At 62.0% G+C, this 8,439-nt stretch carries 10 protein-coding genes and 1 pseudogene; 5 read left to right on the top strand and 6 right to left on the bottom strand.

Annotation, left to right across the window (positions count from 1 at the left end):
• Positions 1-105: 105 nt before the first annotated feature.
• Positions 106-1,152, bottom strand: coding sequence for a response regulator (locus M3149_RS22265; RefSeq protein WP_251711556.1), 1,047 nt, complete (start codon positions 1,150-1,152; stop codon positions 106-108).
• 311 nt (positions 1,153-1,463) lie between these two features.
• On the opposite strand from M3149_RS22265, the gene M3149_RS22260 reads away from it, so the two are divergent.
• A complete protein-coding gene (locus tag M3149_RS22260; RefSeq protein ID WP_251711557.1) occupies positions 1,464-1,610 on the top strand; it encodes a hypothetical protein in 147 nt (48 codons plus the stop codon).
• 3 nt (positions 1,611-1,613) lie between these two features.
• Here M3149_RS22260 and M3149_RS22255 read toward each other — a convergent pair.
• Positions 1,614-1,766: pseudogene (locus M3149_RS22255) on the bottom strand (helix-turn-helix domain-containing protein); the annotation flags it as partial.
• Positions 1,767-1,977: 211 nt separating this feature from the next.
• Here M3149_RS22255 and M3149_RS22250 point away from each other — a divergent pair.
• The 4 genes from M3149_RS22250 (at position 1,978) to M3149_RS22235 (ending at position 3,504) form a co-directional block, all read left to right on the top strand.
• Positions 1,978-2,310 (top strand): hypothetical protein, encoded by a 333-nt coding sequence (locus tag M3149_RS22250; RefSeq protein ID WP_251711555.1) that lies wholly within the window; start codon positions 1,978-1,980, stop codon positions 2,308-2,310.
• Between the two features lie 106 nt (positions 2,311-2,416).
• The gene (locus M3149_RS22245; RefSeq protein ID WP_251711554.1) at positions 2,417-2,605 is read left to right on the top strand and encodes a hypothetical protein; all 189 of its coding nucleotides are present in this window, start codon (positions 2,417-2,419) and stop codon (positions 2,603-2,605) included.
• A gap of 9 nt (positions 2,606-2,614) precedes the next feature.
• On the top strand, positions 2,615-2,959 hold the full coding sequence (locus M3149_RS22240) for a hypothetical protein (RefSeq protein ID WP_251711553.1): 345 nt from the start codon (positions 2,615-2,617) through the stop codon (positions 2,957-2,959).
• The gene (locus M3149_RS22235) at positions 2,956-3,504 is read left to right on the top strand and encodes a hypothetical protein (protein ID WP_251711552.1); all 549 of its coding nucleotides are present in this window, start codon (positions 2,956-2,958) and stop codon (positions 3,502-3,504) included. Before M3149_RS22240 ends, M3149_RS22235 begins: the two co-directional genes overlap by 4 nt.
• Here the strand turns inward: M3149_RS22235 and M3149_RS22230 are convergent.
• Genes M3149_RS22230 through M3149_RS22215 form a run of 4 tightly spaced genes read right to left on the bottom strand, consistent with a single transcriptional unit; the run spans position 3,424 to position 8,159 of the window.
• Positions 3,424-4,845: a hypothetical protein gene (locus M3149_RS22230; protein ID WP_251711551.1), complete on the bottom strand. Its 1,422-nt coding sequence runs from the start codon at positions 4,843-4,845 to the stop codon at positions 3,424-3,426. The two genes, M3149_RS22235 and M3149_RS22230, sit on opposite strands and share 81 nt — an antisense overlap.
• 7 nt (positions 4,846-4,852) lie before the next feature.
• The gene (locus M3149_RS22225) at positions 4,853-5,794 is read right to left on the bottom strand and encodes a hypothetical protein (RefSeq protein WP_251711550.1); all 942 of its coding nucleotides are present in this window, start codon (positions 5,792-5,794) and stop codon (positions 4,853-4,855) included.
• Positions 5,794-7,872: a hypothetical protein gene (locus M3149_RS22220; protein WP_251711549.1), complete on the bottom strand. Its 2,079-nt coding sequence runs from the start codon at positions 7,870-7,872 to the stop codon at positions 5,794-5,796. The genes M3149_RS22225 and M3149_RS22220 overlap by 1 nt, the downstream gene beginning before the upstream one ends.
• Complete coding sequence (locus M3149_RS22215; protein ID WP_251711548.1) at positions 7,869-8,159, bottom strand: hypothetical protein; 291 nt, start codon at positions 8,157-8,159, stop codon at positions 7,869-7,871. Before M3149_RS22215 ends, M3149_RS22220 begins: the two co-directional genes overlap by 4 nt.
• Positions 8,160-8,439 lie beyond the last annotated feature (280 nt).

Genomic DNA, 8,439 nt, shown 5'->3' with positions numbered 1-8,439 from the left:
CATCAGCAAACATCAAAATCTCCCAGAAACTGATCGCTATTGAAATTCAAACTGGGAGTTCTGGGTATCCGTGATCACCCCGAAACATAAGCATTCATGCGGGCGTCAGGGGTTTTGCAGGAGCGACGCCGTAAGGGCGATCCACTCGTCGAGATGGGCGTCGAACACTTGAAGTTCGGCGTCGAAATCGCTCATGCTGCACGCAATGCTCTGACGCACCAGCGTGCGGCAGGCGTTCTCGAGTTCGGCGCAGAGATCGCCCAAGTTCAGCGCACCAACCGACCTCGAAGACGACTTCAACTCGTGGGCGATAGATCCCAGACGGGCGAAGTCTTCGGCCAGAAACGCCGCGTCCATACGTTCCGCAAGACGGCGGGACGATATCTGGTATTCGCGCAGCAAGCCACGCACCATTGCCGGGTCATCGCCAATCAGACTGTTGAGCAATTCGATGTGCATCACGCCCGCCGCCGTCCTCAGCGCCGACGCGTTGGCGCCCGGAACGGAACTTGACTCGCTGCGCCCTACTTCCTGTGGTAACCACTTCCGCAACGCTGCCTCGAACAGGTGCAGCTGCATCGGCTTGGTCAGGCAGGCGTCCATGCCGGCCGCCTCGGCACGGATCGCCTCGCCCCGCAAGGCATTGGCGGTCAGCGCAAGAATTGGCAGGCGCTGTTGCCCGGGTCGTTGCCGCCTGGCCTCTTCTCGACGAATCGCCTGCGCTAGGCTGTAACCATCCATGTCGGGCATGTGCAGGTCGGTTAGCAGCAACGCATAGGGGCCGCTGTCAAGAAGTCGCAAAGCCTCTGCCCCGTTGCTGGCCACCTCCCCTGCGTAGCCCAGTACTTCGATCTGGCGCAGGATGACAATCTGATTTATTCGGTCGTCCTCCGCAATCAGAATCAGTCGGCCCTGGGCGCGCGCTTCTGCCACGGTCGGTGCGCGCAGCGGCTGGTTGGGGAATGGGATGTCGCGAAATGCTGGGGTGCGAGAGGACGCCCGCCCAGCTGCAAAGGCGACCATGCGCACCAAAGTGGCCGATTGCAGGCCGTTGCCGTCCAGTGAAGTCGCCTGCGGTGCGGGAATGGCCGTGCAAATCTGCGCACCGCGCGTGATGAACAGGTGCCTGACTGTATGCACACACGCAGCCAAGCGGTGGCGCTCTCCATTCAGCGCGGTCTGGTACCGGAGGCGGATCTGAACTGAGAGCTATGCTGAGAACGCTAAGCAAACGCAATCGGACTGCGTGCAACGTCAGCCTCAAGACGCGCTGTGACGCCACGTCTCATTGATCAGGGCCAACCGAAGGGCACCTATTAATCCGGTTGCCGTCGCTATTGGGCTGGGACTGCTCACCGCGCTCTTCTTGGGTGGCAAGTAAGAAACCGTGGAGGCGGCGGGCTCCTTCCGATTCCTCACCAGTGAGCTTTCCTCTCTCTTGCAGAACACGCCGACCTAATCGCTTGGCCACGAAGGGCACCAACCAGACCTTACCGGCCAGCGCGGCGGGACTGCCCTACTTCCTTACGATATCGCAGCGCCATCGCCTGCGTAAGTTCAACGACATCCACCTCGAGTGCTTCCGCAAGCCGAAAAAACACGGCAAGTGAGGGCTGGGTCTCAGCGATCTCCAGCCGAGCCACAAACGAGCGATGTACTCCCGCCCGGTGAGCGAGTTCTTCCTGACTGATTTTCAAGCTGGCGCGGCGTGACTTGATCTCTGCCGCAGCAGCACGGAGGACCGGTAGGTCCTGAGCTTTTCGCATGCCCCGCACTGTGGGCAGACTGGCTCATTTATGCACCTGCATATATGGTACAAAATGCAGATCAACATACCGATTGAGTGCTCTTCTAGGGAGTACGACCCAAGGCACTACCCACAGGAAGCCGATGCATTTGCAAGCCTTGCGCCCGAAACAAGGGACCAGCCTCCTACAACTTCACAATCTGTTGGACGGCAGGGGATGGAGATCGGCCATGCCGACGTCTCTGCCCGACACCGTGCTGCTTCGCCTTGCACTGGACTTTCGATGTGTCGAGGCTGGCTCGGGCACACTTGAATCCGGGACGAAGGACGAAGAGCCCTCGCTTACCGCCGCCTTGTATGTCGTCATGAACCTACTAATGCAACACCCTGATAGCGCCGGAGACAAGAGCGAACTGCAGATATCGGACGCGGGATTGATGCGTGCCTTCCAGATCTACCAGGTGGGCCTTGAACGCGAAATCGTGACCCGTATCACCGGGCTTTCGACCTCCACATCGCCGGACGCCCTCGCCGAAGAAATGTTGCGGTGCGCGGATGAGTGAAACGGCTGACGACCGGGTCCTGTGGACTGCGTGGTGCGACTATTCCGCCACTGGCGAGGGGCGCTCAATCATGGCGTGCATTGCATACGCTCGCACTGGCGACGAGATGCGTGCCCACTTCACCGAGAAAATCGGCGACTGGTTCGCCAAAGGCTGTGAGGTCCAAAATGGCGTGGTACGAAACGAAATCAGCCGGTTCATCTGGCGCGAGGCGATGCTCGATGCGGTCGAAGGTTGCGGAAAGCGGCGCGTCTGGGTCGATGCGAATTCGCGGATGCACTTCAATCTCTCCTGAACTGTGAATATGTACATACTCGTTCGCGACGATGTACCGCTGGGATATGCCATGGTGGCCGTTGCGCACGCGTCACTGGCTGGATATCTGACGTTTCAGCACACGCCAGAGGTACGTGAGTGGCTGAACGGACCGTTCTTCAAGGCAGTTTGCAAGGCAAACGCCAAGGAGTTCGAGAACGCGAAGCAGGTTGCAGACCACGTCGTTCTCACCGAATCGGCCCTCGACAATCAAGAGGTTGCAATCGTGTACAAGCCGCGAGCCCATTGGCCGAAGATGTTCAAATTTTTGAGGCTGTACCGTGACTCCGCGAGCATGCCGCGTTCGCCCCAGGGCCCCGCGCCCCGGGCTTGAAGCGGCTGCCCAAGCTTGGTTCGATCCAAGGCGTTGCCGCCCATCGTATCGATGCCGGAGCGCCGAAAGCTATCGCGGCCAAGGTGGCAAGCATCGCGATGGTCGCGCAACGCGAGATCGAAGGTCCAACTGGCGTCGACGGCGACGGGCGGCCCGAGCAGCAGCTGTACGTGCTGGCGGACGCTGGACGTTGCATTGCCATGGTGTTCATCGGCCAGACCGACTATGTCTGGCACCTCGCATGGAACGATGCGAAGCCGGGCGGCGTAGAGCTGCGGCCAGAGCATGCCACCATGCGTGCCCACCCTGTGATCGCACGCGTATGGGTTGCCGCCAACTACAGGCAACGCGCAATTGCACAAGAGCTCGTGGACCTGGCGGTAGGCCATTCTGGGTTGGACCGCCAGGCTCTGTGGTGGGAGTTGCCCTTCACCATAGGTGGCAATTCGCGCGTGCGCAAGATCTCACCCGCCGCCTTCCTGGGTTCCTGCGACCCGGCAGAGATGGGCGAAATCCTTGCCGGCAAAGCGCGCGCGGAGGTCTGAAAGGCCGGACGGAGGCCAAGCACTGCCGGCGGCCAGATTCGGCATCGGATCGAGCGCGTCGAGAACACTGCCACCGCCCTGCTCCAACTTGGACGGCAACAACCGGTCCCCATACCGCCGAATCAGCCGTAAGGCGCCTGCAAGGCTCATGCGACACCGAAACTCCGTCATCGCCTCGCCCCCCACCTCGACGTGCCGCCATGGCGCTGAGAAGGCAGCCGGTTCGAATTGTTCATTCCAAGGCACTTCCTCGATCCAGCGCAAGGATCGGATGCGCAGCAGGTTGAGCGCGAAGAGCTTGTACACTTGGTAGCGCGCCGCATAGGCTGCGCCCGCCGCGTCCTGAGGAAGCCACTGCACGAAGGTGGGCAGCGAGGATCCGAGCCACAAGTGGCCTCGCTCCCAAATCTCCTTGGGCCTGCCCAACTGCACCGCCGTGCGCGCCAATGCGACCGCCGTCAGGTGCATGGGACGGGTGATCCGCACCCCTCCGCCATGCGCGTGGTTCAGCTCCGGCAGTAACGAACAGGAACCCCCAACCGCTTCGATTTGCTCTTGCAGTTGCCAGACTGCCTGCGCGCGTTCATTGACGGCGAGTTCGTGCCGCTCGGCGTACTTCAGCGTCGCTCCGAATCGGGGGGTCAGACTCTCGGAGATCATGCGCAATGCCGTTCCGCGATGGAGCGGCCAGGATCGGTGCAGCCCGATCGAGACGCGATGGATGCGCAGGGCTTCGTGGCGGTACCTGGCGGCCGGGTGATCCAGCCTGAAAAAGTTGCACGCCTGTGCCCGCGGTAGCAGCGCGTCATACAAGCGTTGGAAGGCCTCGGGCTGCTCGACCCCCTGGGACAAGCAGCTCTCCAGGCTCCCGGTCAGCACGAAGGGGTAGCCGCACGACCAGCAGAAGTTGTGGTGTTCCAGGAACGAGTTGGTGCTGGTCGGAATGGGACTTCCACACTCGATGCAGCCCACACGCAGTCCGCATCCGTGCACAGGGCACGCGCCTACCGAGAGGTGCTGAAACATCGCCGTGTGCCAACCCTGGGAGAGGCAGTCTTGGCAATACCGAAACTCGCCGACCAGGATGTGGCCGGCTTCTACGTCGCCCAGGAGCGACGCGCCCACGCTGTCGCGCCAGAACCGACTCGGAAACCCGAAGGCATGCCCATGGGCTTCCCGATAGCTTTCGATGTGGAAGACGTTGTGGTCGTTGCGGCGAACTGAACCTTGAATCCGGCGCCCGTCTGCGAAGGTCCATGCGTGGCGGTGGGCCAGCGCCGTCAGCAGCATCACGGCCGACGGAGTGGCGCCGCCGACGCCACGCTGCCCGAGCTGCTCCACGATGGCATTACCGAGCGACATAGTGACGCAGCACCCTGTGCAGACCGGCCTTCTTCATCGCAGCCTTCGCCCTCGCCGCGTCGATCACGCTCTGCGGGTCGGCGGCCAGGTGGAGGAACATCGAATTCAACGCTGGGCGCAAGTAAGCAAAGGGAAGCCGGACCGCGGTGGCGGTGAGGTTGTCATCGGTCAAGAGGGAGGTGACGGCCTCCTCAATGGACCGCGCCAATTCGGTGATTGACCAGCCTTGCCGAGCCCGATCCGGAAAGTGGCGGGTGGTAAATTCCAGACCTTCTCCCTCCATGTTCGTCAGGAGCGCCGCGATGTCTTCGATAGTCAGCCCGTGGTAGATCTCCATGCCCTGGAAGAACCTGCCGATCGTTTGCAGGTAGTTGTTCTGGAAGGCCAGGTCGATGGTGGCTTTCATCTCCGGCTGACCGATGGACAGCATGTGGGGCACGAACCCTGCCCTGCGCAAGTCCGATGCAAGACTCATGAACACCGGGTACAGCTCGTGCGGGATGTTCTGCAGATCGTCGATGATCAGAACCACCCGCTTGACGCGCAGCGCCCTGCACCTGGCAACAATCATACCGAGCACGCGGCTATAGATCGTCACCAGATCCCGACCCGCAGCAGCGGTGCTGTCCAGGCAAAGAAGGCACCTCCTGAGCACAGCCTCCGGCGTCTTCGGCTTCATGAGCAGGAACTCGAAGATGAAAGCCGCCGTGGCGGGTAGCATCGCCGGGAGGACTTGCTCGATGTACTTGGCAAATTCGCTCTTGCCCACGCGCTGGATGCCCCAGATGTGCCCACCTTCCAGCTCGCACTCCACCCAGTCGGCCACCACGATGGCTTTGCGTTCGATCTCGGGCGTCCAGATGGGCCGGTTCGGAAAGAAGCCACCCCTTTCGTCCGTGTTGGATGACAGGTTTAGGTGGTCGCTCATCACAACTTCCTGGGCACGACAAAGCGGCGTACCAGCGCGGTTGGCACCTCGGGAGCAACAGCAGGGGTGGCAGCCGGCCGAAGGGGCGGCACGTTCGAGGAGAAGTCCTCAGGCAACGGCTGGCCATCCACCTGCAGGGGCGGCGGCAGAGGCAACCGATCGGGGACCATGACTGCATCGACGTCCAGAAACTCGTCGCCGGCTCCCACGGCAAGGACCTGATCCTGGATCGCCTCGGATGGCAACTGGCGCTTGAGGTAGCGCATGATGTAGGCGTACTCCAGAGCCGCTTGACTGTCATGCTTGGCGCGTTCGGCCAGGTGGCGCAGAACGCCAAAGAGTGGGGAGTCACCGGGTCGAGACCGGTAACGCGCGTCTGAACGGTTCTTGCTGATGATCTCCAGCATCCGCTGGTCGTGCGGCACGTTTGCCATGGGGCCCTCGCACGTGACGACGTTGAAGGTCGCGAATGACTGGTCCACCAGTTCCAGGGTGCGCAGGTCCTCGTAGTCGTACATAGCAAAGAGCTTCTTGCCGCCCAGGCCGGGCTGGACCTTCAGCCATGGGGACGCATAGCGGCGCTGCTTGTAGAGTACGAAGTTGCCGCGGTTGTCCTTGAGATCGCAGTGCACTGTGACCGGCCAGGGTTCGCAGAAGTTGTGCGGTTTGCGACGGATCTCTGGCAGGTAGTTGCACTTGATCTTGTCGGTCAGCACCAGGCGCGCCAACCGCGTGAAGGAGTCCAGGTAGCCCGCTCCGGAACTCTCCATCACGTTCTGGTTGGCGAAATTGACGTCCAGCGCCTGCTCCAAGAGCCCGATTTGCACGCGCTTGCCCACCGGGATCGCGGCCCGCTCGCGCACGGGATCCTGCGGTCCCGTGCCCGTGGTCCCCGGCAACTGGTGGACCAGAGCGCGCACCAGGTGGCCGAACGAGCTTTCGATGTCGGGACGGCCCTTCGGCCGCCCCGGTATGCCGAGCAACACCCGCCCACCGAAGAGTCGCTGCAAAAGGGTTTGCAGCGGGTTGAACAGGTGCGACAGCGCGTTATCCAAATAGACCAGGATCGGCACCGCATAGCGAAGCGGCTCGAACACGTTCTGCGGGAAACCTGCGCCCTTTTCGTACTGAATGGTGGCCTCCACGCAGTCGACGGCCGGTTGACCAAGGACCGCGTTTCGGAACAGTCGGATGATGTCGGACCCGGCCGCCTGCTGCCGCAGGCACATGTGCCAGGCGATGTTGCAAGCGACGTTGCCAATCGAGCGGCAGCGCAGGACCTGGAATTGGCTGAGCGCCACGAACTCGACGTCCCAGCGCGCCATCGGTAGCTCAATCACCGCTTCCAGGTCGACCTTCATCTCGTCGATCACCCATACGGTGTAGGGCATGGGTGGCGTGCGCGAGGTTCCATCCCCCAACTCGTAGAGCGCGGCCACGGCCGCAGCCGATCCGTGCTGCTTTTCGATGTGGCGGCGGCGGTTCTCGAACTGGTACACCTTCTCGTACCAGCCTTGCAAGGGCTCATAGCCCTTGCCCTTGGTATTGAGCGGGTAGTCGGTGGCGCACAGGCCCTCGTCCTTGCAGATCTCGATAAACTTGGCGTGCATGAGATGGGGCGTCACGGTGTTAGGACGCTCCTTGCCGTTAAGGAACTCGGTCAGGCGCCGGAAAATTTCCGGGCGATCCTTTACGAGCTTCTTGAAAAGGCCGGCGTAGCCGCCGAACTTGCTGGTCTTGCCGGCCGGAACCTTGCGTTCGCGTGCTGCCTGCACCCGGTTGCGAACGAACGCGCGGGTTCCGCAGATCTGGTCGGTCCCGGCCTGCGCGCCGAGCGCGCGCACCATAAGATGGAAGAACTGCGTCTCGCTCAAACCGGCAAGCTTTTTGACCTCGCGGAAGGGCGCCTGATTGAGAAACGCCGTGGCTGCCCTGGTCAAGGCGATAAGGCGCGCCCTCTTCTTGAGGTCCGGCACGGTGTTGGGATCGACTGCCGGCCAGTTGGAGATGTCTCGCCACTGCGGGGGGATCGCGAGGTAGAAGGCCGCTCTTCGCAGCTCCTTGCGCGCCTCGATCATTGCAGCACCTCCTGCGGGCGCAGCACGCGGTAGTTGTCCTGCGACAGGTCCAGGCGCAGCAGGCCGTGGCAGTGCATCCAGGCCAAGCGCGCATCAGCCAGTTGCGGTGACACACCCAGGGCCGTCACCAAGCGGCCACGGTCGGTGTCTCCGCAGGCATCCAGCGCCGAGGCGATCCGCACATCGAGCTCGAGCCCTTCGTCTTCATGGATCGCGCCGGCCTGACGCAGCAGTTCCATGCGCCAGAAGACGTCCACGTTGGAGCGCACTTGCGCGAAGGTGGTCACCACGACCTGCGCATCAAGCGCGCGGCCAACGCGCTTGAGTGTGTTGATCCGAGAGCGAGAGCATTCTTCTGTCTTGCAAACCAGATGCAGGCGGCTTGCGCCGGTTCTGCGGCTGGTGACGACGAAGGTGGCGACGGCCTCGCAGGTCTGCCCTGACCTTGCCCCTGAAAAGTGGAGTTCTTAGCCCTTGTTGAAAATACCGACAAGGAGTCAAGGAATGAAAGCCAAGCAGGTGCGTGCGCAATACACGCAGGAATTCAAGTTGGAGGCGGTGCGTCAG

This window comes from Hydrogenophaga intermedia (assembly GCF_023715105.1).
Taxonomy (GTDB): Bacteria; Pseudomonadota; Gammaproteobacteria; order Burkholderiales; family Burkholderiaceae_C; genus Hydrogenophaga; species Hydrogenophaga intermedia_A.
The sequence above is the reverse complement of the archived record's forward strand: the minus strand, read 5'-3'. Positions and strand labels throughout refer to the sequence as shown.

Excerpts from the sequence above, each read along its gene's own strand:
- M3149_RS22250 (WP_251711555.1), top strand. The coding sequence starts at position 1,978 with ATGCCGACGTCTCTGCCCGACACCGTGCTGCTTCGCCTTGCACTGGAC.
- M3149_RS22245 (WP_251711554.1), top strand. The coding sequence starts at position 2,417 with ATGCGTGCCCACTTCACCGAGAAAATCGGCGACTGGTTCGCCAAAGGC.
- M3149_RS22240 (WP_251711553.1), top strand. The coding sequence starts at position 2,615 with ATGTACATACTCGTTCGCGACGATGTACCGCTGGGATATGCCATGGTG.
- M3149_RS22225 (WP_251711550.1), bottom strand. The coding sequence starts at position 5,794 with ATGAGCGACCACCTAAACCTGTCATCCAACACGGACGAAAGGGGTGGC.
- M3149_RS22220 (WP_251711549.1), bottom strand. The coding sequence starts at position 7,872 with ATGATCGAGGCGCGCAAGGAGCTGCGAAGAGCGGCCTTCTACCTCGCG.